Genomic DNA, 20,614 nt, shown 5'->3' on the forward strand with positions numbered 1-20,614 from the left:
CCGCTCGAAGATGGCTGCCACTCCCGTGGTCAGCACGCTCAATAGCCCTATTACAAGCATCCCAGCGTACATCTTCTCGAACGCTCCGTATTGGTAGGCCATATTGTTGATGTAATAGCCGACGCCGCCGCCGACAGCGCCAAGCATTTCTGCCGCAACTATGCACATCCATCCAACGCCGAGGCCGACTTTGACTCCAGTCATCATGTACGGCAAGGTGAACGGCAACACAACCTTGGCGAAGACATCTATCCGTCTTGCCCCAAGCGTCCGCGCGGCGTCGATCAGCACGGGGTCCACGCTCCTGGCCCCCAAAATGACGTTCAGCAGAATCGGGAAGAATATCCCGAGGAACACAATCGCAACGGGTCCCCACAAAAACCCAAACGCTATTAGGAATATGGGAACCCAAGCGATGGGCGGAATAGGCCTGAAGAGCTCCATGATCGGCCTGCCGATGGCGTCAGCGTTGCGCGACCGGCCCATCAGAAGGCCGACCGGTACCGCTGAGCAGAATGCGAGTGCGAAGCCGAGTGATATTCGCTTCAGACTGGCATAGATGTGGTTTGTCATGTAGAGTCCAGACGGATCCTGATGTGTGAAGGAATCGAAGAATGCGGCCAGCACGTGCCACGGATAGGGTATGAAACCAGGAGTCGATGATCGAGGGCTTCCAGGAAAAGGCCAGTCACCATGCAACCAGGCAGAGTACAGCGACCAGAGGGCGATGAAGACTGCAAGAGATGAAGCGCTGAGGAGGACTCTGAACCAGTTCGAAAGCAGAAACTCTCTGAACCTTTTCAGAATATCTTCCATATGTCCACTCTCTCCCCTAGATGCGAGGGGAAAAGAAAGAGGTTTGGGAGCTCAGGTCTTGATCTCCAAGCTGAGGCCTTTCCTCTCGAGCGCGATCTTCAACAGCAGGAACTGGATAGAACTCTCTCCCGGTGTTGCCACGGTCTTGTTCACGAGGTCCTTCAGGTCGGTGATTCCCGAGCCTATTTTTCACGACGATACCGCTGCCCTCGCTGTTCGCTTGTGCGATGATCGTAGTCCCGGCACCGTTGATAAGGTGCTGCAGTATTGCAGGAGGAGCTCCCAGGTATCCGATGTCGACGCTCTTCGCGAGGAAGCCGGTCATCTCCGCACCCCCGTTGGCGAATGGCGCCCCAACAGCGTCTGTCACACTGAGGCCGTACTTCTGAAAGAGCGTCTTCGTTCCGCCAACGCTGAGATTCTGGGCGACCACCTGGGCCATCTGGTGCAGGTCCCCCAGGAGATATCCGAGACGGATTGGCGACGACGGGTTGAGAATCGTCTCGCTTGGAAGAACACTCGAAGCAGCATCGAGCATCGAACCGTTCGCGTAATGGTCGACGAAATCCCCCTCAGACGTATAACCCTGTGCAGTCAGGTTCGCCATGTCGGTCTCGACATACATGTTCGTGAACTCTTCGAGGGCGGATCTGAAGCTCGAGCCCATCAGATAGCCGAACTTGATGTGCTCGAACGCCGCCTCAACGACCGTCGAATTCCTAGAAGTGAATTTTACGGCCATATTGACAAGGAGCGTGTAGTTTGCACTGCTCTTGTTGTCCATGGCCTCTAGCATCCACTGGGTCGCGTCGATGTGGGCTTTCACGAACCTCTTCGTGAGTTCGGCACCGTTCGGACCAGCCTGGAACTCGTTCCGGACCACGACCACACAGCACGGATGGTTCGACATGATCTCATTCGACCACATCATCACATCGCCAACCCCGCCAGCGACGGAATCTGAGACATATGGCTCCCAGGCGATGTACGCGTCCACCTGACCGGTTGACAGCGCAGCTTTCATGTCCTTGGGCGCGAGAGTGACATACTTCACGACACCGCCTTCAGACCTCTTGCTCAGCAGAAGGGCGGTCGACACTCCACCCACGACAACTACTGCAACCACGACAATGGCTATGATCATCCTCTTGTCCATGTTGGCTCCCCATTCCATCATTGGCTGGTGCTTATTAAGCCTTTTCTACATATGTACGAAATAGAAGATACAATTGTATAAATATGTGGGCTACAATTAACACCTTCAGGATACAACATGGACAAAGCTAGGCATCTACTCTCTGCCGCAGCCGAATCCGATACCAAGTTCAGGGAGACTCTCCACGAAGTCCTGAAGGGGCTCGGCTGGACTGTTCAAGAGCTGTCCAAGAAGGCGGAAGTATCTCCCAGCACGCTTTACAAGATCATCAACGAAGACCGGTCTCCATCTATGGACGTCCTCAGGAAGATCCTCAGGGCTGTACGGGAGGCTGAAGGACTGACAGCGGGGAGCTTCATCGCGCTGATTGTCACCAGGCGAGTCCTCGACGAGGTGGTCGAGAGATCCGTCCAGATAGGCGATGAGAAGGTCAAGATACGGGAATACCCTGCGGCGACGGTGGAGGACGCCATCGTCTCAGCCATCCGCGCCGAGAGAGATGGTGCTGTCGCGGTCGTATGTGCGCCGATCGTCAGTCCGACGATTGAGAAGATTCTCGACATCCCAATCGCAACAATCGTTCCCAAGGACAGCGTTACGGAAGCAATCAGACTGGCCGCCAGAAAAACGAGGGTCTAGCGGATCATCTCGCGCCTCACTTTGAGATCGAGGCCCACGGACACGAGCTGCCCCTTCTTGACCTGGGAGGTCCTGGTCCTGTAGCCCAGGTACGTCTCCTGGAACAAAGATACATACGACCCGCATTTCGCGATTCTGAGGTCGTAGTACTCCGGCAGCTTGGTGTAGTCCCTGTATCCAAGCAGCACTTTGCCATCGGAGACCAAGAGGGCTGCAGCTGAGAACTTGTGCTTCACGATGTCCTCCAAAATGACAGACTTCAGCGCGGTCTTGATATCGCCCTCCTCCGACATCCGATCCGCGAGGAGTAGAAGCAGTCTCTCGCTATCAGTGTCCCCCTTTGGCTTCCGGCTCGTCACTGGATGGAAGTCATGAATAGTGCCGTTGTGTCCGAGCACGATGCCGTCCACGACGAACGGATGGGTGTTCATCATGACCGCGCCGCCCTTCGAAGCCGCCCTGACATGCGCCACAACTATGTTGGGGACATCGAGAGCTGGAATGTCCTCCAGCGCAGAATCGTACGACGGATCCAAGAACGCCTCTCGAGGGCTCCTGCCGATGTACCGTGGATCCCCTCCTCTGAAAGAGACTATCCCCCAGCCGTCCCTATGTCCGGGTTCCTTGGTCCCGGGGATTCTCCCGACCTGGGAAACGTGACGCAGGTCGACCAGGGCCCCCAGCGGGAAGTCGTCCCTGAAGACCACTCCGACCATCCTACACATGTCACAGCACCTTCGGGACGACCTCGAGCTCAAGGTCCATGGAGTTGGTAACGAGACACTTCCGCTTCGTGACGGAGATGGCCCTCTCCAGGTTGGACATCTTCGATCCAGAGGCGAACCGCATCTCCGGGTGCAGGGTTATCTTGACGAACTTCTTTGCGCCTTCCACCACTTCCAGGTCCCCTACTGCCTTGCACTTGTACTCGAGCAACTTCATTCCTAAGTCTCGGGAGACATGATCGAAGACGATCTGGAAGCACATGTTGGCCGCACCGACGAATGCATCCTCCGGAGTGAGAGGGCCGTGCATTCCATCCAACTCCACGGGAGCGGAGTAGTCGATGACCTGCCCGTTCTGACACTGGAGCTTTCCAGGGAACTTCTCGTTCCAGACAACAGTCGTCTCGAAATTCATTGGTCTCGACAGCTCAACGGGGTTATCGCGATTTATACTTTCCAGCGCACGTTCCAGCGCTTTCGCTGGCAATTCGAAAAAGAAGAAGATAATGGGGGCTGGATGAGTTGATCTTGAGCGATCTCTAGGCTCAACCAAGGGCCTTGTTGATATTTTGCTCTAGTATTGCCCTAGGCGCGGCGCCGATCATCTTGTCGACCAGCTGACCGTTCTTGAAGAAGAGAAGAGTCGGGATGCTCATGATCTTGTACTTGCCTGCTGTTGCGGAGTTTTCGTCCGTGTTTAGCTTGCCGTAGACGACCTTCCCCTGGTAATCCCTTGCCAAAGAATCGATCGTCGGTGAGAGCATCCTGCAAGGACCACACCAGGGCGCCCAACAGTCGACCACTACCTTCGGATACTTCTTGATGAATTCCTCGAAATCCGAATCCTTCACGGGAACTGGCGCTACTGGCCAACCGTTCCCACCCGATTTGCTGGCGGCTGCATTCTGCATCATCGCGGCCATCTTCTTCTTTCTTATCTCCTCGATTTCGCTTGACATATTGTCCACCGGGTTATGCACGCTTGTGCATCATCTATGCAATATCGAATGCGGACCCACTAGTTAACTATTGCGACGAATCAATGGGCACATCGGCACTCAAGACGTAGTCTTGAGACGGGCAGACCTTGGCTGGACAAGCTTTTTAAGCAACGGATGGCGATACGGTCGCAGGGATGCAGGATGCTCGAGGAAGCTTCTGAACTGATTGGATTGCAGGTCTACACTAGCCAAGGCATTTTCTTGGGAAGCATAGGAAACCTTGTTGTGGATGTCGATGAGAACAAGGTGCAGGGACTGTTCGTGACCAGCACGAATCCGCTCCTCGTCGAGGGGTCGAAGTCCGTCAATGTCCCATACAGATGGATCTCATCGATCGGGGACATCGTCATTCTCAAGTACTTCCCCAAGAGGGTCGCGGTCAAGAGGTCCTCGAAACCAAAGACTGAAAGGCCACCGGTCGAAGATTGAGGAAAAAGCATTTTATCGACCGCTCGCATTCTCGCGTCCGTGCCTGGACCCAAGATCGACCCATCGTGCTATGTCGCGCCAGAGGCCATCATCATCGGCGATGTCGTAATTGACAAGGGCTGCAGCATCTGGCCCTTTGCGGTCATCAGGGCGGACCTGTCCCAGGTGAGGATCGGAGAGGGTTCGAGCATACAAGAACATTGCCAGATACACGGCAACCCCGGCAGACCAATCATCATAGGGAGGAACGTATCCGTTGGCCATGGCGCGATAGTTCACGCCGCGCAAATCGGGGATTATGTGATCGTGGGAATGAACTCGACCATACTCGACGGAGCTGAGATAGGTAGTGGATCCATAGTTGGTGCCAACGCGTTGGTGAAGGAGGGCGTGAAAGTGCCGGAAGGGAGCCTGGTCGTCGGGGTTCCTGCGAAGATAGTCAAACAGGGGGACCCTTCCCTCAGAGAAGCGGCCAAGAGGAACGCTGAAGCGTACCACAAGCTCCGAGATGCGCACAAACGTGGCGAATTCGCCCGTTACAAGGCCTGAGCGCAGGCGCGCGGGGAAGAGTTCAAGACCATCCATATGATTCTGAGCCTCATGGAGGAAACGAACGGAACAACGGTCTGGGACGCCATTGCCACCAGAAGGAGCGTTAGGAATTTCGAGGACATACCGGTTGAGGAAGAGAAGCTGACCAGATGCCTTGAGGCAGCCAGATTGGCGCCGTCGTGGGCGAACAAGCAGTGCTGGCACTTCATCGTGGTTCAGGGAAGGCAGAACGTCGAGAACCTTGGCATTGTGCCGATCAACATCAAGAACGCGCCCGCACTGATCGTCGCTTGCGGTGACCCGGAGAAGAGCGGCAACATGGATGAGAAGCCCTATTTCATGGTGGATGTGGCGATTGCTGTTGAGCACATCATACTGGAGGCGTGGGAGCAGGGCCTAGGGACGGTCTGGGTCGGAGGGTTCAGGGAATCGAAGGTAAGGACAGCGCTCGGGATACCCGAGAACATCAAGGTCGTGGCTCTCGTCCCGATAGGTTATCCAGCCGGTAGGGACACCATCGGGATGGTGCTGGCCAAGAAGATAATGGGACTGGGAGGCAACAGGAAGGAGCTGAAGGAGATCGTCCACTACGGCAAGTGGTAGACGCCCTCAGCGGATTTCGTCGATGTTGACCCCGCAAACCCTGGAGAGCTCCTCGTGAAGCCTCATGATCTTCAGCGCGGCCTCGTGCTCTCCATGTCTGGCCACGCTGGCCACCGCTTCTTCGATGTTTGTCCTTTTGGTTCCAGAAATCAGGTTGTCAGCATGGGCAACGATCTTCTCCTCTAGAGTACGAGGAGTGTAGTTCTTCCTGGGGAGACCCAACCGCTCCGCCGCCCTCGGCGTTATTCCAGCGCCTATGTGCCTTTCGATTATCTTCACTATTGAATCTGGCAATGCCAGCTCGGAGGCCAACTTTGCGCCTTCGATGGCGTGCGTCATGCTGTGACTCTTGCATCTTCCCAAATCATGGAGCAGCCCGCCCATCTTCACAAGTTCGACGTCGGCACGGCATCTCTTGGCAATCCTCACGGCGAGCTCCGACACGGCCTCAATGACTGATGACCTCCTGGTTGCACGCATGTTCCCTGAGGATCCTCATGCACTCGTCACTGCTTGGTAGGTGAGCGCTCTTTGGTCTTGTTGCGGTCAACGACTGTCTTCCCCCTCGGGTTCGGGACGATCCGTAGCCTGCCCTTGAAGGGCTTCTCAAGGGATTTCCCGCCCTTGTACCTATCCATGAATATTGCCAGAGCCGCGACCTCCGAGTGCGGCTGATTACCGACGGAGATATTGCGGTCCGCGAGGTCGTAGACCTCGCGAGGGACCTTCTCCGCACCGACAACTATGAGCAGCTTATTCCCCTTGATCGTCGGCAGCGCCTTCGATAGGCTCTCGCCGTACATGGTAAGGTGGACCGATTCGCCATCCCATGCTTTGAGCGATTTGCGCCAATCTACTCCGGTCTTGATCTTGAACTTGCCCCCGAAGCGAGCTACGACGCTCTCGACCGTCTTCTCAAGGACCGGATCCTCCGTGGAGACCCAAACCTCGTCGGCCCCAAGCGCCCTGGCTGTGAGCGCGACATGCGTGGTGACCCTCTGATCCCTGGTTGGTCGATGGCCGAGCCTTAGGACGACTATCATCAGAATCACCCGGACCGCTAGGTCACTCCTTGACCCGCTCGATCCTGTGGCCCCTATAATCCAGCTTCGTGCTCCTCTTGACCAGGCTCTTGAGCATTGTGAATGTGACGCCAAGTACCTCGGCGACGTCCCCAGCGAACTTGCCCTGGGCACCCACCATCTCGTAGATCTGCTTCTCGATCTTCTGGAACTCCTTCTCCTCCATGACCGCAGCTGCGAGGACATCGCTGATCTCGTAGACCGGCCATGAGGCGTTGATATGGAAGGAGGTGTAGTAGGTGTGGTATGCTTTCTCCGGCTGCTGCTCGGGAGAGGTCTGCCATCTTGTCTCGACTAGTTTCATCTTCTCGAAGAACAGGAGAGCCTCCTTTCCCGCAGGCCCGAACTGCTTCTCAATGTCGCGGATCGTATGCCACTCGAGGGTCACTAGTTTCAGGACCTCACGCTTGACCTTGGTATCGACCGCCCGGAACATTGGAACCAGTTCCGCCGGCTCGGTGATAACCTTGATCCGCGTCATGGACGGACCCTATCCTTCTGGGGGCATATAAGCCTAATTGGAATCCTGAATGCACATTTTTGACCTACTGGCTAGTTCAAAAAAATGGTTGCGAAAGACAGAGCGGCACGTGGGATATCCGGCTTCCCGATGGGGAGAGATTTAAGTAGAGAAACACTCTACCGCAGAAAACAGAGCGTGCTGCAATGATGGCCAAGGACTTGAAGGACAAGTCGAAAGTCGACGAAATAGTCCTCACAATCGTCGAGAAGAATGAGCCGAGGGAGTTCCAATCGAAGTGGAGCGGCTCCTCGGGCAGGGTCTGCGACGCGGTTGGACAGGACGAGAACGGCGACAGTGTCTCCCTGACACTATGGAACGAAGACATTGAGAAGGTCGAAATCAACTCGAAGATCAAGATAACGAACGGTTGGGCCTCGGCTTACAAGGACAAGCTGCAGGTCAGCGCAGGAAAATTCGGCAAGCTCGAGATCGTCTAGGCTCTCGGCGTGCTATTCGATTGTGACCATTCTCATACCCACAGCCAGAGCGCTGTCATAGCGACGGCCGGCAGGACCGCCATCAGGAAGTCATCGTCGACGTACTTGATTTCGAGGTTTTCCGACGCGATGGCGATCGCCGCTCCTACAGAGGCCAGTGCTCCTGCGAACAAGAACGACATCTCGCTCGAGAGAAGGAGGGCGGAGATGCACAATACGAGGTAGACGCCGGATGAGACCGGGACAGCTATTCTTGCATCGACCGAATTCCTCAGTTCGCCGATTAGAGGGTCCACGATAGCCATACCGATCAACGCTGCCGTGGCGATCTCGTGCGGAAACAACCACAACACCAAGGTTATCCCGGCCGCAGCCCAAGCGAAAGACGCTATCTGGTTCCTTTCGTGCGGTCTCAGGCCAAGGAAAGTGATGCCCTTCCAGAGCCTGATGGCTTCGAACATCGAGACCGCAGCAAAGAAGGCGATGAGCAGGACCCATCTCTGGAGGCCGACATACGGGAGGTCGACCGGGATGGAGTAGTACAGAGGCGCTAACGCAATGAGCACGTGGGTCAGGCGTCTCACGACGATATCGCTCTTCACCATCATACCTCACACACTGAACGAAGTCCTAGCCCATTTCCCCTCGATTCCTCTGAACAGGATGAACGTGGCCGCGATGAGCGAACCGAGGACCAACGCGATCCCTGTCAGAGCAACCGACCAGTTGGATTGCAGGCTGAACGAAAGGATGGTCAAGCAGACATTTGGAAGGAAGGCCAATATGCTGAATTTCGACAGGACGCTCGTGTCGAACAGGAAGGTGTTGGTTTTCAGGCCGGTCAAGTAGGCCGTCATGACCACCATATAGAGGGATGTGACGAACATGACTATCAACGCCAGCCAGAGGAGGTTCGTCTCCCCGTTCAGGATCGAGATTGCCACCACGAAGAACGCGGATATTCCCATGGTCAGGAAGAGGAACACGCTTATCCTGATGCGGATCAACTGTGGCACCGTCACCGGAAGGAGAGAATAGTATTCGGCCAGGTCGACGTTGTTCAGCCAGCTGTACATCATGACGCCTATGAACCCTACCATGGCAGCGTAGAATACCGCATTGAACCCAACGGGGATCGAGAGCCCGTAGTTGACGTACCACGTGGTGAACGACAAGAACAAGAGCGGGAGTATGAATGAGAAGAACATCTTCGCGATGATGCCGCTCCTGCGAAGGTCGAGGAACTCCTTCGAGAGAAGGGATCTGTTGAGGCCTCTGAACATGCTCACCCGATCATAGTACTTCGGGAGCAGGTCGGCATGCGACTTCGATGATATGTTTATGCGGACCTGGACAAGGTAATAGGCCAGGATAGCGAACACCGATGCCACCGCCGCAGAAGCTGCGGCATACATAGACGCCTCAGAGAGATTCACGGCAAACGGTCGAACATCCATCTGAAACCCTAACGAAGGGAGGATGAACTCGAGGGAAGGGTATCCGAAGATCCCGTAACCGATGATGAGCAAGGCAAAGGCGGCCGTGAATGCTATGAACGCCTTCACGTTTCGGATGTAGATGACAGAAGCGAAGAAGCTGATCGACATGCCGATCATGAATGTCAGCAGCACTGCGACGAAGAACAAGCCTATGCTGCCTAGGTGAAAGCCCATGAACGGGGCGGCCGCCAATATGCCGAGCGTTCCGGGCATCAGGAGCAACAGAACATAGAACATGGCGTCACGCAGATAGATGCCCAGAAATGTGGTTCTGAAAGAAATCGGCAGGAGGTACGGCATCGCGACCAGGTAGTTGCTTGTCCCATGCCTCCTCTCCAGATACTCTCTACCCATGAGGCCGAACGCGCCGACGCTAAGACCATACAGGAACGCTGAAAGATGAGCGAACGTCGCTAGGCGATCAAGCGAGATCGTCTCTAGCATCTTGTCGATGGTCAGGCCGCTCGCGAACGAAAGTAGAAAGACGAACAACGGGAAGGTCAGAAACCTCTGCTTGCCGGAATATGATGTGTGCGTCCTGAACTCTTCCTTGAGCATCAGCCTCAGGAGGTCTTTCGTCCCGGGTCACCCCCGATGCCGCGCACACCTACCGATCGGAGGAACAACTTCTCAAGGTTCTCTCCACCCTTGACCAGGTCGTCCAGCCTCCCCTGGGCGACGACCCTGCCAAGGTTCACGATCGAGAGCTTGTTGCACAGCCTCTCGGCGATCTCGAGGAGGTGGGAGGCCATGAACACGGTCCCGCCTTTGGAGATGTATTCAACTAGGTACTCTCTGAGCAGCCTCTGATAGATTGGGTCGAGGTTTATGAACGGTTCATCCAAGAACAAGAGCCTCGGTTCGTGGATTAAGGCTGATGCTAGCATCAGCTTCTGCCTCATGCCTTTGGACATGTCCTTGCAGATGGTGCCCTTCTTCTCATCGAGATCGAAGAACGAGAGCCATTTCTCGATTCTATCTTCGAGATTATCGAGCTTCCTAACCTTGCCGACGAAGTAAAGGTATTCGTACCCAGTAAGGTAGGTCGGAGGACTCTCAACCTCTGGCACGATCCCGATCAACTCCTTTACGTGTAACGGCTCTTTCAGCACATCTACTCCGAGCACGTTCACAGAGCCCGAGGTTGGTGCGAGCTGACCCGTGAGTATCCTGATGAGAGTGGTCTTGCCAGCGCCGTTCGGGCCGAAGAATCCGAAGAAGTCGCCCTTGTCGACGGTGATGGAGACGTTGTCCAGGGCCTTCATGTTCCCGTAGTGCTTAACGATGTTGTGGCCCTCGATCACTGTCATTTCGAGCTACGCTATTTGTGAGACATTATATCAAGCTTGGTCGGAGACAATGCTACCAACGCCCTTGTTCCCCCGTCGCCGTTCATATATTTCCTCGTGCTATCATGTAGCACGATACATCGACTTCGACACTCTCCGCACAGAAGGTGACTTGGATGAAAGGCAATGCTGGCAAATCCGTACTCACGAGCAAGATCGAAACCGAGATCGACCTACTTCAGAGACATGTGGCGATGCTGAAGGCGATCATGGACAATGAACCGATAGGGATCATCAGGCTCTCCGAGATGCTGAAACACCCGCAGCACAAGGTGAGGTATTCCCTGAGAATACTCGAGCAGGAAGGACTTATCGAACCTTCCCCTGACGGCGCGGTGACCACAGAGAGGATTCAGGACTTCCTCGACCACCTGAAGGACATACTCGAGACAATGAGCAATACGGTCAATGAGCTGCGGGAGTCAATCGAGTAATCGTGCTCCCGCCCCATGGTTTTCCGATTCAAGGCCGAGAGGCAGCTGCAAAAGCTTATCTAACGGGTCACTTTAACTGCGCCTGCAACCACAAAAGCCGTCGTAGCTCAGCCTGGTAGAGCGTCCGCCTGTTAAGCGGAAGGTCAACGGTTCGAAACCGTTCGACGGCGCTTTCATTTTGCTGCTAAGGGCGAGACCACGGTCTTCGCCTTCGAATCACCGAATATGAGTCGGCCAACCCTGAATATCATAGGTCTCTTGCCCCTCGACCATCTGGTCAGATCTATCACGAAGAGCGACGTCGCGAAAACGGGTATGATCATATCCAGCCAGCCGCCAAGGGTCAGTATTGCCCCCAGGAATATGAAGAAGATGAGAATGCCGGAGGCGAAACCAACTCTCTGTGGGAGATTGTCAACCATCCCAATGTGCTCCATGATGAGGACCACGACGGCCGCTGCTATCACGAGCTCGATCACGATCGGAACCAGGAACGGCACCGGAGAGCCCACGAACATTCCGGACGCAAGGAAGCACAGGAGAAGGAACATGAACCCCAGAACGGCGAACATGCGAGGAGACCATGTTGGTGCAGCGTGGCTCGGCGCGAGCCAATCCTTCGGCAGGTGCTTCGCGAAATAGACTAGGCCGAAGACGGCACCGATGGACAAGAGGTACATCGGCACCAAGGGCACGTAGGGGTTCAGGAGCGCCGTGCAAACGAGGACGTCCAGGAATAGGATAACGAGAACTGTCTCGAATCTCTTCCTCGTAAGAAATCTCTGCCCCTTCAGGTGGGGGTAGAGAATGGCAATCAGTAGGATAGGCAGAGTGATGCTGACAGCCGAGTGGAAGATCGTGAGCCAGACGGCCCAGATCCAGTTGGTGCCCAGGTACCGGCCGTACTCTCCAAGGCCTCCCAGGTCCATCCAGTTGGGGTCGAAGAAGCTCTTAATCGCGACCCCTTCCTCAAGTATGCCGTAGGCCGCGCCCATGACGATCACGCTGGCCCAACCCTTGTTCCAGATGACGGAGAGCTCCCGGACCACAACAACGCCTCCGCCATACAGACCCAAGAGCAGCGCGAACGAGAACGGGTTGAAGAACTCGCGTGGAGGAGACGACCCCGACAGCATTTCCGCGATCATCGGCGAAAGAAGAGCCAAAATCCAGAGGGCTTTCCCCTTCTCCGTCATCATTGAAGGTTTCGCATTTCGGGGTATTAATCTGCCCGGAACCGTTATCAGATATGAGAACACACAGGCCAGTATCCTGATTTGACGGACTCCCGTGAACGATTTGTCCGAGAAGATAAGGGACTAATGAAATATACGGACTTGGCGTTCGAAACGTCACTCAAGACGGAAGTTGCAGAAATGCCAAGAATCAATGTCGGAGACAACGCCCCGGATTTCGAGCTGGAGGACCAGAACGGCAAAAAGGTGAGATTGAGCCAGTACAGAGGCAAGAAGAACGTCCTGCTGGCGTTCTTCCCGTTCGCTTTCAGCCCCGTGTGCACGAACGAGCTCGGAGAACTGAAGGAGAAGGAGGACTTGGTGCTGAAGCTCGACACGCAGATACTCGCTTCGAGCGTCGACAGTACATGGTCCGAGAAGGCATTCGCAAAGGAGCTCGGCGTGAAGTTCCCGATCCTTGGGGATTTCAAGAAGCAGGTTGCACCTCTCTACGGAGCGCTCTACGAGGACAAGGGTTTCGCGAAGAGGACCATATTCGTCATTGACAAGAAAGGAAAGGTCGCCTACAAGAGGGAATATGACCCTGGCACTCAGCCCAGCATCGATGAGGCACTCGAGGTCCTGAAGAAGCTGAGGTAGTCACCGCGGCAGGACAACAAGATTTATTAGACACTCTCAGACTAGCTCCCAGTCGGAAGACCATCCTAAGGTGATTGGAGTTGGCGTGGATCAAGGCCCCAAACAAAGACAGCGTACGCGGCAAGACAAAGAAGGTCTACGACAGGATAATGAAGGAGCGAGGGCACCTCGCGAACATATTCCTCGCTCAAGGAATGGACCCTGATGTTCTCGAAGACCACTTTGACCTGTATGTCCATCTCATGATCGGTCCAGGTCCGCTATCCAGGGAGGAGCGGGAGATGATCGCTGTGGTCGTCTCTGCGGCGAATAGGTCGGCCTATGGAGCGATCCATCACTCGGAGGCTCTCGAGACGGTGGAGAAGGACCCTAAGGCGCTCTACAACTTACTCAAAGAGTTCGCATCGAAGCATGAGACCCTCAGAAGTAAGGGACTCCTCGCATATGCGGCCAAGCTCACGCTGGACCCGAAAGACATAACGAAGGACGACATTGACGACCTGAGAGATGCTGGCCTGACCGACGAGGAGATACTGAGGGCGAACCTGATTGCGAGCTACTTCAACTTCTCGAACAGGATAGCGCTCGGTTTGGGCGTGGAGCTTGAGGAAGGCGAGGCCAGGACCTACAAGTACTAGTTTCTGAGCGTCTGCACATGGCATCTTTTGAGGAACAGGCACAGGCGCTCCCGAGAGGTACCGTCGTCGTGCTGGGTGTTCCGTCGGATGAGAATTCGTCCTTCCTGAGGGGCGCAGCGCTCGCTCCGAAGCACATACGAGAGGCGCTGCATTCGGGCTCGGCCAACATGATGACCGAGCTCGGCGTGGATCTGGGATCCTCGGCCGGCTGGGCCGAACTCGGGGACTTGCCACTGTCGACAGGCGACATAGCATTTGCGAAGATAGAAACGACGATCTCCCAACTGCTGGCATCAGGCGTGCGTGTCCTTGCCCTCGGGGGAGACCACTCAATCACTCATCCGATTGTGAGGGCCTATGCAAGGTCCTTCCAAGGGCTGACCGTCCTCCAGCTTGACGCTCATCCTGACACATATGACGAGTACGACGGGAACCGCCATTCGCATGCGTGCCCGTTCGCGCGGATCATGGAAGAAGGGCTTGGCGTACACCTGGTTCAATTGGGCGTAAGGACCATTAATCCGCACCAGCGGCAGCAGGCGGAACGATTCGGGCTGACGATGGTGGAGATGAAGGACTGGTCACCGGACAAGCTCCCGAGGCTCGAGGGGCCAATCTACCTATCGCTGGACTTGGACGCGTTGGACCCGGCATTCGCACCAGGAGTCTCTCACCACGAGCCAGGGGGATTCACCACGCGCGACGTACTGCGCATCATTCACGGCCTACCTCAACCAATCGTGGGCGCGGACATTGTGGAATTCAACCCGATGCGCGACCCAGTCGGGGTCACAGCAATGCTCGCGGCGAAACTCTGCAAGGAGATCGTGGGTAGGATGCTGCTCTAGGCGAGATTGGGCACCACAGAAACCCTAATAAGCCCAAGGGCATTATGACGGAATACAAGGGCCCGTAGCTTAGTCCGGCGGAGCGATTGGCTCATAACCAGTTGGTCATCGGTTCAAATCCGATCGGGCCCACTGTACATCTTTCCTCGGCGAAATACCAGCGCTTTCGCTCAGAACAGGAAAATGAAAATTGCGACAAAAGCGAAAGGATTTGCGCTTAGGAACTGATACCAAAAGTACTAGCAAAAGCACTTAGAACCGGCGTGGCGGCCTGTGCTTCTGATAACAATCCTTGCAGTACACGGGCCTTCCGTCAGTTGGCTTGAACGGGACCTGTGCATCAGCACCGCAGTCGGAACACTTCACAGTGTGCATCTCCCTTGGTCGGGAGCCGAAACCGCGATCGTCTCTGCGTGGTCTGTCGTTAATGAGGACTACCTCCTTCCAAATCTCACTCTACCCCTTGCGGAGCCGAATGGTAAACCCGCTATGTAACTGACCTGTATATTAAGGCGATGGCCTGAACCAGCGATTCGGTGAAGGATTGGGGGGTCTGAGCAAAAACCCTCCGACATAGGAGATGACCGTGGGACACGAACGTCGGACTAGTTTGATGGATGAGGGACTAGAAGATGATTGTGCTCATTGAAAAAGAGTAAAGACGTCTGATGTCATCGGGGGTGCGAGATGACCACATGAGAGAAACCAACATTGTCGCGCTGTTCTCAGCGACGGACATCCAGGACCTTGACATCCATCCTGATGGACGCAAGGCGATCTGCTCGGTCAACAAAGGGGCCAACTGGGAGCTTGCAACGCTCGACCTGACCAAAGGGAGCCTGAAGAAGTTCTTGTCTGGGCCTCAGTCGCTCACGCACCCAACATTCTCCCCAAACGGAGACAGGATAGCATATCATGTCGACTTCGAAGGAGACGAGAACCATGACGTTGTCGTTATCCGATCCGATGGAAAAGGCGCAAAGAAGCTCACTGACGGGGTCGAGGACAACTTCGAGCCGCAGTTCTCCCCGGATGGAGAGACGGTTTCCTTCATCTCCAACCGCGTGAAGGACACCGAGAACCTCTACCTGATCGGTTCCAAGGGCGGGAGAATGAGGAGGCTCACAAACGAGCCACTCCCAGTGAGGCAGTATTCCTGGTCTCCGGACGGCAGATGGATAGCCTTCCTCACTGGGGTTGGGGACGAGGATTACATCTCGTTGGCCGACACGAAGAAGATGAGAACCAAGAGAGTGCTGCACAAGAAGAATGTGGAGCATGGACTCGCAGGTGAATGGGGCGAGGCAGCCCCTTGGTCGCCTGATGGCATGAATCTCTTGTTCGTATCGAACGAGCACGATTCGCAGGACATCGGCCAATATGACATCAGGACTAAGAGGTTGAGATGGCTCGTGAGATCCAAGTACGACAAGCACCAGCCGATGTTGTCCTCGGACGGCAGCAGACTCGCATACCTGGAGGTCGACGACCCGAACATCGCGGTCAAGGTGAAGAGCGGAGGGGCGACAAGAGTGGTCTCGCCCAAGGACGGAACCTCCAGAGCACTCCACTGGCTTCCGGATGGTAAGGGGATGGTTTTCGTGAACGGCTCCGCTGTGAGACCGGAGGAGGTCTTCGTCGTCAGGGACCGTACCCCGAGAAGGCTCACGAAACTTATGAAGAAGCCGATGAAGACAAACGGGATGGCATATCCGAAACTGGTTAGATACAGGTCGTTCGACGGGCGCATGATACCGGCCATGCTCTACATCCCAAGGGACAAGTCCAGGAGAGCGGGAATAGTCCTGCCGCACGGCGGCCCTGATATGATGGATACGAATCTCTGGGATCAGCTAACGATCATGCTCGTTGACAAAGGCTTAGCTGTGATCAAGCCCAACTACAGAGGATCGACCGGTTATGGCAGAATGTTTCAGCACCTGCACGACAAGGATTTGGGCGGTGGAGACTATCTCGACACTGTCTATGCTGGCAAGTATCTACTTGATGAAGGTCATGCAGACAGAGATCGGCTCGGTTACTGGGGTGCGAGTTACAGCGGATTCACTTGCATGATGGCGTTGACAAAACATCCGGACATGTGGGCCGCCGGCGTTTCAATCGTCGGCTTTTTCGACTGGATCACGGAGCACGAGAACGAGAGAGGGTACCTGAAGGCATATGACGAGAGCAAGATGGGAGACTTCTCAAAGAACCCAGATTTCTTCAGAGAGAGGTCTCCGATAAACTTCCTGCACCAGCTGAAGGCCCCTCTGCTCATGACAGCATCTGCGAGGGATGTCCGATGCCCTCCGACGGAGTCGAGGGCAGTGGTCGCGAAGCTGAAGGCGATGGGTAAGAGGTTCGAGTACCATGAATACCCCGACGAAGGGCACTGGCCGAGGAAGCGGAAGAACCTGAAGGACTTGTACATGCGATCCACCAGGTTCCTGGACGAGAACATGCCGAAGTAGACAATCAGGGCAAGCGGCTGTAATAAGGGTTCATGAGGTCTTCGAAACATGCGAGCGCAGCGGCGGCTCCGCCGTGGACCGCGGCGACGACTTGTCTGATCCCTCCGGAGACGTCCCCAGCAGCGTAAACGAAGGGGACGTTGGTCCTAAACGATCGGTCGACCGTAACGAAGCCGCCAGGATCCATCTCCAGACCAAGTTCGGTAGCCAGTTGTGAGCTTGGTATCTCCCCCACAGCGACGAACACGCCGTTGATCGCGCGAGTCTCGGCGGCGCCGGTCTTGACGTTCCTCAGCTTTACCGCGGAGACCTCCTCCTTTCCCACTACCTCGTCCACAACCGTGTTCCACACAACAGGTATCTTGTGCCCCTTGACCGTGTCCTGCAGGTGTCTGTCAGCCCGGAACGAGTCGCGCCTGTGCACTATGGTCACCTTTGCCCCGATCGAGTGCAGATAGAGCGAATCCGTAAGAGCCGTGTTCCCTCCGCCGACGACGATGACTTCACGGCCCTTGTAGAAGAAGCCATCGCATGTAGCACAGTACGAGACCCCCTTGCCGATGAGGCCCTCCTCCCCAGGGACGTCCAGCTTCCTGTGAGAAGAGCCAGTCGCAAGGATGATAGCTTTGGCAGTGTACCTTCCAGACGTGGTTGATATCTCGAATTTCTCAGCTGACCTGACTCTGAGGACTTCCTCGCCCTCCCTGATTTCGATGTACCTCCGGGCGTGATCGGCCATGATCTCCATCAGCTTCATCCCGGGAATCTCCGGGAACCCCGGATAGTTCTCGATGTTTGGGCTGGTGAGGACCTGGCCGCCGGGGACCCCCTTCTCGAGTATGATGGCCTCCAGGCCAGACCTCCTCGCATAGATCCCCGCCGACAGGCCGGCCGGTCCAGCACCGACTATGACAGCGTCATAGTCGCCGAGGACGGACTCAGCAGGATCGGATGCTACGCCTTCTATGGCCATCGATCCTGTGAATCCACGAATGCCGTATAATATGTTGGCCCTTGAGAGGCTGGACTTCTCACGGACGGATAGCCAGTCCAATATCATAAAATACAGTCTCCGGCCCTTCACAAGACGAGACTGATGGAAGCCCAGACGATTACTGCGTTTCTTGCTATCGGCTCCATCATTTTCATTGGGTTCTTCGGAAGTCTGATTTTCACGAGATATCGAATTCCAGACGTTCTGATTCTAGTGGCTCTTGGCATGATCATCGGCCCGGAAGTCCTTGGAACGATGTCCCACCTCGTAACGTATGGCACTCTGTCTGAAATCGAGCAATACCGAGACTTGTTCTTGTCGGCTGCGCTCGTGCTCATCCTATTCAACGGAGGTTTGAACCTAGGTTTGCGAGCCGTGATTCAGTCGATGAGGCTCGCGACGCTAACGACAATCCTCACGCTGATCTTGGAGATACTCCTGGTCGCCACCGCACTCCACTTCATCATGGGTGTGGATTTCCTACTAGCATTGGTTGTCGGTTCCATCATAGGAGGTACGGGCGAGGCCGTCGTCATACCCATTGTGAAAAAGATGAGAATAGGCGAGCGGACGAAGGCCATGCTGATCATGGAGAGCGTAGTCACGGATGTTATCGTGATCGTGGTCGCCATCACGCTGATGTCTCTGATCGCCATCGGTGATTTCAGTCTGATGGCCATAGCTAGACAATTGGCTGTCAAATTCGTGGTCGGCGGGCTCGTGGGTTTCACGGCCGGGATCGCCTGGCTCTTCGTGCTCCAGAGATTGCAGAATCAACCTCTCTCCTACATGATCACTGTCGGAGCGCTCTTCGTAGTCGCCGGCTTCGTGGAGATGTCACCAATAGGGAGCTCGTCGGCGGTGGCCGCGCTTGCCTTCGGCCTAGCGATCGGCAATAGGAGGTTCGTCAAGAGATGGCTGACTTCGGTGACTCTAAGGCTGTCATCGGACGAGCACATACATGATTTCCACTCGGAAATCAGCTTCTTCGTGAGGACCTTCTTCTATGTCTATCTTGGACTCTTGTTCAGGTTCAAGACTTTCGAGCCCATCCATCTCGCCATAGGCATCGGGATAATCGCAATCATCGTGATCGTCCGTAGGGTCACCTCACTTATGGCCTACAGGGTTGGCGATCTCGAGAAATCAGATGCTGACGCATTGTTCGCGATGATGCCGAGGGGCCTCGCCGCAGCAGTCCTGGCAACGATGCCCGCGACTCTTCTTGCGGGCACCAGTGTCTGGTCCCCTGAGTATGATCAACTGTTCCTGAATGTTATCTTGATCGTCATCCTCGGAACTACCATGCTCGCAACCATCCTCAGCTTCTGGACCGAGAAAACGATCGACAAGAGGAACCGGCACAGATTGAGGACAAGACTCGCAGAGGAGTCCTAGATCAGCCCATGCAGGAAACGATCTCTCGGGCGAACTCCGAGGTTCCATAGGCACGGCTGCCAGCTCGCCGAGCAAGATCTTCGGTAAGGACTCCTTCGGCCAATACCTTCTCAAGAGAACTGACTATCAGACGACCAGCGCTCTCAAGTCCTATGTGCTCGAGCATCAACGCGCCGGATAGGATGAGTGAGGACGGGTTGGCGATGTTCTTGCCCGCATACTTCGGGGCGGTCCCATGGACTGCCTCGAAGACAGCTGTGTCATCTCCGATGTTAGCACCGGGTGCCAACCCCAGCCCGCCGATCTGGGCAGCACAGGCATCCGCGAGATAGTCTCCATTGAGGTTCGGGGTCGCCAAGATGGAGTACTCATCGGGCCTTGTCAGTATCTGCTGGAACATGTTGTCCGCTATGCGGTCGTTCATCACAATCCGACCAGGGGAAATTCCACCTGCGAGCTTCAGCTCGCTTTCCGGCACGACCGAATCCGCAAACTCGAACCTTGCGAGTTCGTACCCCCAATCCCTGAAAGCGCCCTCCGTGAACTTCATGATGTTGCCCTTGTGGACCAAGGTCACGGACTTCAGTCTCTTCTTGATCGCATATCTGACTGCAGCTCGGATGAGGCGCTTGGAAGCGAACTCCGAGATGGGCTTGATTCCGATGCCGCTATCCGGCGAGAGTTCGATCCCCATCCTCGACTTCAGAAACCCGATGAGCTCGAGAGCCTCCTTAGAGCCGCTCCTCCACTCGATGCCTTTGTAGACGTCCTCTGTGTTCTCCCGGAAGATCACGATGTTCATCTTCTGAGGTTCCTTGACAGGACTCGGCACACCCTCGAAGTATCTTACTGGCCTGACTGAACAATAGAGGTCCAAGGCCTGGCGGATGGACACGTTGAGGCTTCTGATCCCTCCACCAATCGGCGTTGTCAGTGGTCCTTTTAGCGAGATGCCGCGATCTCTGATCATCTGAAGCGTCTTCGACGGCAGCCACTCCCCCACTGCCTTGAATGCCGCCTCACCTGCCAACAATTCCTCCCAGATCAGAGTGGCCGTGCCTTCAGTGGCTTTGCCGACGGCAGCGTCTATGACTGATCGGGCTGCAGCCATTATGTCGGGTCCGATCCCGTCGCCTGGGATGAACGGGATTCGAATCTGCTTGATCTCGCGATTCATTCTTC

The 20,614-nt window shown here is 55.4% G+C and carries 25 protein-coding genes, 2 tRNA genes and 1 pseudogene; 13 read left to right on the forward strand and 15 right to left on the reverse strand.

Annotated features, from left to right (window positions below):
• Positions 1–816, reverse strand: an 816-nt coding sequence (locus KJ653_03630) for an ABC transporter permease (protein MBU0684925.1), incomplete at its 3' end; no start/stop codon positions are given.
• A gap of 16 nt (positions 817–832) precedes the next feature.
• On the reverse strand, positions 833–1,993 hold the full coding sequence (locus tag KJ653_03635) for an ABC transporter substrate-binding protein (GenBank protein ID MBU0684926.1): 1,161 nt from the start codon (positions 1,991–1,993) through the stop codon (positions 833–835).
• 96 nt (positions 1,994–2,089) lie between these two features.
• Between KJ653_03635 and KJ653_03640 the strand changes: the two genes are divergently transcribed.
• Positions 2,090–2,611, forward strand: a complete 522-nt coding sequence (locus tag KJ653_03640; protein ID MBU0684927.1) for a helix-turn-helix domain-containing protein — start codon at positions 2,090–2,092, stop codon at positions 2,609–2,611.
• Here the strand turns inward: KJ653_03640 and KJ653_03645 are convergent.
• From KJ653_03645 to trxA, 3 genes are all read right to left on the reverse strand, one after another.
• Complete coding sequence (locus KJ653_03645; GenBank protein ID MBU0684928.1) at positions 2,608–3,327, reverse strand: class II glutamine amidotransferase; 720 nt, start codon at positions 3,325–3,327, stop codon at positions 2,608–2,610. The genes KJ653_03640 and KJ653_03645 overlap by 4 nt on opposite strands.
• 10 nt (positions 3,328–3,337) lie before the next feature.
• Complete coding sequence (locus KJ653_03650; GenBank protein ID MBU0684929.1) at positions 3,338–3,751, reverse strand: OsmC family protein; 414 nt, start codon at positions 3,749–3,751, stop codon at positions 3,338–3,340.
• Between the two features lie 130 nt (positions 3,752–3,881).
• Positions 3,882–4,295: a thioredoxin gene (trxA, locus tag KJ653_03655; protein MBU0684930.1), complete on the reverse strand. Its 414-nt coding sequence runs from the start codon at positions 4,293–4,295 to the stop codon at positions 3,882–3,884.
• Between the two features lie 183 nt (positions 4,296–4,478).
• Here trxA and KJ653_03660 point away from each other — a divergent pair, with 183 nt between their 5' ends.
• Genes KJ653_03660 through KJ653_03670 form a run of 3 tightly spaced genes read left to right on the forward strand, consistent with a single transcriptional unit; the run spans position 4,479 to position 5,921 of the window.
• Entirely contained in the window at positions 4,479–4,766 is a 288-nt protein-coding gene (locus tag KJ653_03660; GenBank protein MBU0684931.1) for a PRC-barrel domain-containing protein, read from the forward strand.
• A 39-nt stretch (positions 4,767–4,805) separates the two neighbouring features.
• On the forward strand, positions 4,806–5,315 hold the full coding sequence (locus KJ653_03665) for a gamma carbonic anhydrase family protein (GenBank protein ID MBU0684932.1): 510 nt from the start codon (positions 4,806–4,808) through the stop codon (positions 5,313–5,315).
• A 51-nt stretch (positions 5,316–5,366) separates the two neighbouring features.
• A complete protein-coding gene (locus tag KJ653_03670; protein ID MBU0684933.1) occupies positions 5,367–5,921 on the forward strand; it encodes a nitroreductase family protein in 555 nt (184 codons plus the stop codon).
• Positions 5,922–5,927: 6 nt separating this feature from the next.
• Here the strand turns inward: KJ653_03670 and KJ653_03675 are convergent.
• The 3 genes and pseudogenes from KJ653_03675 to KJ653_03685 form a co-directional block, all read right to left on the reverse strand.
• Positions 5,928–6,420: pseudogene (locus tag KJ653_03675) on the reverse strand (HDIG domain-containing protein).
• 7 nt (positions 6,421–6,427) lie between these two features.
• Complete coding sequence (locus KJ653_03680; GenBank protein ID MBU0684934.1) at positions 6,428–6,964, reverse strand: tRNA (cytidine(56)-2'-O)-methyltransferase; 537 nt, start codon at positions 6,962–6,964, stop codon at positions 6,428–6,430.
• Positions 6,965–6,986: 22 nt separating this feature from the next.
• The gene (locus KJ653_03685) at positions 6,987–7,484 is read right to left on the reverse strand and encodes an ArsR family transcriptional regulator (GenBank protein MBU0684935.1); all 498 of its coding nucleotides are present in this window, start codon (positions 7,482–7,484) and stop codon (positions 6,987–6,989) included.
• Between the two features lie 185 nt (positions 7,485–7,669).
• On the opposite strand from KJ653_03685, the gene KJ653_03690 reads away from it, so the two are divergent.
• Positions 7,670–7,963, forward strand: a complete 294-nt coding sequence (locus KJ653_03690) for a DNA-binding protein (protein ID MBU0684936.1) — start codon at positions 7,670–7,672, stop codon at positions 7,961–7,963.
• A gap of 32 nt (positions 7,964–7,995) precedes the next feature.
• On the opposite strand, the gene KJ653_03695 is transcribed toward KJ653_03690, so the two are convergent.
• Genes KJ653_03695 through KJ653_03705 form a run of 3 tightly spaced genes read right to left on the reverse strand, consistent with a single transcriptional unit; the run spans position 7,996 to position 10,772 of the window.
• Positions 7,996–8,571 carry a hypothetical protein gene (locus KJ653_03695; GenBank protein MBU0684937.1) on the reverse strand — a complete coding sequence of 192 codons (576 nt, stop codon included), beginning with the start codon at positions 8,569–8,571 and terminating at the stop codon, positions 7,996–7,998.
• A 3-nt stretch (positions 8,572–8,574) separates the two neighbouring features.
• Positions 8,575–10,020 carry a hypothetical protein gene (locus KJ653_03700; GenBank protein MBU0684938.1) on the reverse strand — a complete coding sequence of 482 codons (1,446 nt, stop codon included), beginning with the start codon at positions 10,018–10,020 and terminating at the stop codon, positions 8,575–8,577.
• A gap of 5 nt (positions 10,021–10,025) precedes the next feature.
• A complete protein-coding gene (locus KJ653_03705) occupies positions 10,026–10,772 on the reverse strand; it encodes an ABC transporter ATP-binding protein (protein ID MBU0684939.1) in 747 nt (248 codons plus the stop codon).
• Positions 10,773–10,927: 155 nt separating this feature from the next.
• On the opposite strand from KJ653_03705, the gene KJ653_03710 reads away from it, so the two are divergent.
• Together KJ653_03710 and KJ653_03715 are read left to right on the forward strand one after the other, a co-directional pair.
• Entirely contained in the window at positions 10,928–11,245 is a 318-nt protein-coding gene (locus KJ653_03710) for a hypothetical protein (protein MBU0684940.1), read from the forward strand.
• A 96-nt stretch (positions 11,246–11,341) separates the two neighbouring features.
• Positions 11,342–11,415, forward strand: a tRNA-Asn gene (locus KJ653_03715).
• A 3-nt stretch (positions 11,416–11,418) separates the two neighbouring features.
• On the opposite strand, the gene KJ653_03720 is transcribed toward KJ653_03715, so the two are convergent.
• Positions 11,419–12,444 (reverse strand): hypothetical protein, encoded by a 1,026-nt coding sequence (locus KJ653_03720; protein ID MBU0684941.1) that lies wholly within the window; start codon positions 12,442–12,444, stop codon positions 11,419–11,421.
• A gap of 177 nt (positions 12,445–12,621) precedes the next feature.
• Here KJ653_03720 and KJ653_03725 point away from each other — a divergent pair, with 177 nt between their 5' ends.
• The 4 genes from KJ653_03725 to KJ653_03740 all read left to right on the forward strand — a co-directional run bounded on the left by KJ653_03725 (position 12,622) and on the right by KJ653_03740 (position 14,698).
• Entirely contained in the window at positions 12,622–13,080 is a 459-nt protein-coding gene (locus KJ653_03725; GenBank protein ID MBU0684942.1) for a peroxiredoxin, read from the forward strand.
• Between the two features lie 80 nt (positions 13,081–13,160).
• Positions 13,161–13,718 carry a peroxidase-related enzyme gene (locus KJ653_03730; GenBank protein ID MBU0684943.1) on the forward strand — a complete coding sequence of 186 codons (558 nt, stop codon included), beginning with the start codon at positions 13,161–13,163 and terminating at the stop codon, positions 13,716–13,718.
• A 17-nt stretch (positions 13,719–13,735) separates the two neighbouring features.
• Positions 13,736–14,566 carry an agmatinase gene (speB, locus tag KJ653_03735; protein ID MBU0684944.1) on the forward strand — a complete coding sequence of 277 codons (831 nt, stop codon included), beginning with the start codon at positions 13,736–13,738 and terminating at the stop codon, positions 14,564–14,566.
• Between the two features lie 58 nt (positions 14,567–14,624).
• A tRNA-Ile gene (locus KJ653_03740) sits at positions 14,625–14,698 on the forward strand.
• Between the two features lie 120 nt (positions 14,699–14,818).
• Here the strand turns inward: KJ653_03740 and KJ653_03745 are convergent.
• Positions 14,819–14,941: a hypothetical protein gene (locus tag KJ653_03745; protein MBU0684945.1), complete on the reverse strand. Its 123-nt coding sequence runs from the start codon at positions 14,939–14,941 to the stop codon at positions 14,819–14,821.
• Between the two features lie 320 nt (positions 14,942–15,261).
• On the opposite strand from KJ653_03745, the gene KJ653_03750 reads away from it, so the two are divergent.
• Positions 15,262–17,040, forward strand: coding sequence for a S9 family peptidase (locus KJ653_03750; protein ID MBU0684946.1), 1,779 nt, complete (start codon positions 15,262–15,264; stop codon positions 17,038–17,040).
• Positions 17,041–17,044: 4 nt separating this feature from the next.
• On the opposite strand, the gene trxB is transcribed toward KJ653_03750, so the two are convergent.
• Positions 17,045–18,013: a thioredoxin-disulfide reductase gene (gene trxB, locus KJ653_03755; GenBank protein MBU0684947.1), complete on the reverse strand. Its 969-nt coding sequence runs from the start codon at positions 18,011–18,013 to the stop codon at positions 17,045–17,047.
• 123 nt (positions 18,014–18,136) lie between these two features.
• Here trxB and KJ653_03760 point away from each other — a divergent pair, with 123 nt between their 5' ends.
• Positions 18,137–19,432 carry a cation:proton antiporter gene (locus tag KJ653_03760; GenBank protein ID MBU0684948.1) on the forward strand — a complete coding sequence of 432 codons (1,296 nt, stop codon included), beginning with the start codon at positions 18,137–18,139 and terminating at the stop codon, positions 19,430–19,432.
• Between the two features lies 1 nt (position 19,433).
• Here the strand turns inward: KJ653_03760 and icd are convergent, their stop codons facing one another.
• Entirely contained in the window at positions 19,434–20,609 is a 1,176-nt protein-coding gene (gene icd / locus KJ653_03765; GenBank protein MBU0684949.1) for an NADP-dependent isocitrate dehydrogenase, read from the reverse strand.
• Positions 20,610–20,614 lie beyond the last annotated feature (5 nt).

The organism is Candidatus Thermoplasmatota archaeon, assembly GCA_018814355.1.
Classification (GTDB): domain Archaea; phylum Thermoplasmatota; class Thermoplasmata; order UBA10834; family UBA10834; genus COMBO-56-21.

What these genes read in the sequence shown, in the direction of transcription:
- KJ653_03635 (MBU0684926.1), bottom strand. Translation starts at nt 1,993, where the DNA reads ATGATGGAATGGGGAGCCAACATGGACAAGAGGATGATCATAGCCATT.
- KJ653_03640 (MBU0684927.1), top strand. Translation starts at nt 2,090, where the DNA reads ATGGACAAAGCTAGGCATCTACTCTCTGCCGCAGCCGAATCCGATACC.
- KJ653_03645 (MBU0684928.1), bottom strand. Translation starts at nt 3,327, where the DNA reads ATGGTCGGAGTGGTCTTCAGGGACGACTTCCCGCTGGGGGCCCTGGTC.
- KJ653_03650 (MBU0684929.1), bottom strand. Translation starts at nt 3,751, where the DNA reads ATGAATTTCGAGACGACTGTTGTCTGGAACGAGAAGTTCCCTGGAAAG.
- trxA (MBU0684930.1), bottom strand. Translation starts at nt 4,295, where the DNA reads ATGTCAAGCGAAATCGAGGAGATAAGAAAGAAGAAGATGGCCGCGATG.
- KJ653_03660 (MBU0684931.1), top strand. Translation starts at nt 4,479, where the DNA reads ATGCTCGAGGAAGCTTCTGAACTGATTGGATTGCAGGTCTACACTAGC.
- KJ653_03670 (MBU0684933.1), top strand. Translation starts at nt 5,367, where the DNA reads ATGGAGGAAACGAACGGAACAACGGTCTGGGACGCCATTGCCACCAGA.
- KJ653_03680 (MBU0684934.1), bottom strand. Translation starts at nt 6,964, where the DNA reads ATGATAGTCGTCCTAAGGCTCGGCCATCGACCAACCAGGGATCAGAGG.
- KJ653_03685 (MBU0684935.1), bottom strand. Translation starts at nt 7,484, where the DNA reads ATGACGCGGATCAAGGTTATCACCGAGCCGGCGGAACTGGTTCCAATG.
- KJ653_03690 (MBU0684936.1), top strand. Translation starts at nt 7,670, where the DNA reads ATGATGGCCAAGGACTTGAAGGACAAGTCGAAAGTCGACGAAATAGTC.
- KJ653_03695 (MBU0684937.1), bottom strand. Translation starts at nt 8,571, where the DNA reads ATGATGGTGAAGAGCGATATCGTCGTGAGACGCCTGACCCACGTGCTC.
- KJ653_03700 (MBU0684938.1), bottom strand. Translation starts at nt 10,020, where the DNA reads ATGCTCAAGGAAGAGTTCAGGACGCACACATCATATTCCGGCAAGCAG.
- KJ653_03705 (MBU0684939.1), bottom strand. Translation starts at nt 10,772, where the DNA reads ATGACAGTGATCGAGGGCCACAACATCGTTAAGCACTACGGGAACATG.
- KJ653_03710 (MBU0684940.1), top strand. Translation starts at nt 10,928, where the DNA reads ATGAAAGGCAATGCTGGCAAATCCGTACTCACGAGCAAGATCGAAACC.
- KJ653_03720 (MBU0684941.1), bottom strand. Translation starts at nt 12,444, where the DNA reads ATGATGACGGAGAAGGGGAAAGCCCTCTGGATTTTGGCTCTTCTTTCG.
- KJ653_03725 (MBU0684942.1), top strand. Translation starts at nt 12,622, where the DNA reads ATGCCAAGAATCAATGTCGGAGACAACGCCCCGGATTTCGAGCTGGAG.
- speB (MBU0684944.1), top strand. Translation starts at nt 13,736, where the DNA reads ATGGCATCTTTTGAGGAACAGGCACAGGCGCTCCCGAGAGGTACCGTC.
- KJ653_03745 (MBU0684945.1), bottom strand. Translation starts at nt 14,941, where the DNA reads ATGCACACTGTGAAGTGTTCCGACTGCGGTGCTGATGCACAGGTCCCG.
- KJ653_03750 (MBU0684946.1), top strand. Translation starts at nt 15,262, where the DNA reads ATGAGAGAAACCAACATTGTCGCGCTGTTCTCAGCGACGGACATCCAG.
- trxB (MBU0684947.1), bottom strand. Translation starts at nt 18,013, where the DNA reads ATGGCCATAGAAGGCGTAGCATCCGATCCTGCTGAGTCCGTCCTCGGC.
- KJ653_03760 (MBU0684948.1), top strand. Translation starts at nt 18,137, where the DNA reads ATGGAAGCCCAGACGATTACTGCGTTTCTTGCTATCGGCTCCATCATT.
- icd (MBU0684949.1), bottom strand. Translation starts at nt 20,609, where the DNA reads ATGAATCGCGAGATCAAGCAGATTCGAATCCCGTTCATCCCAGGCGAC.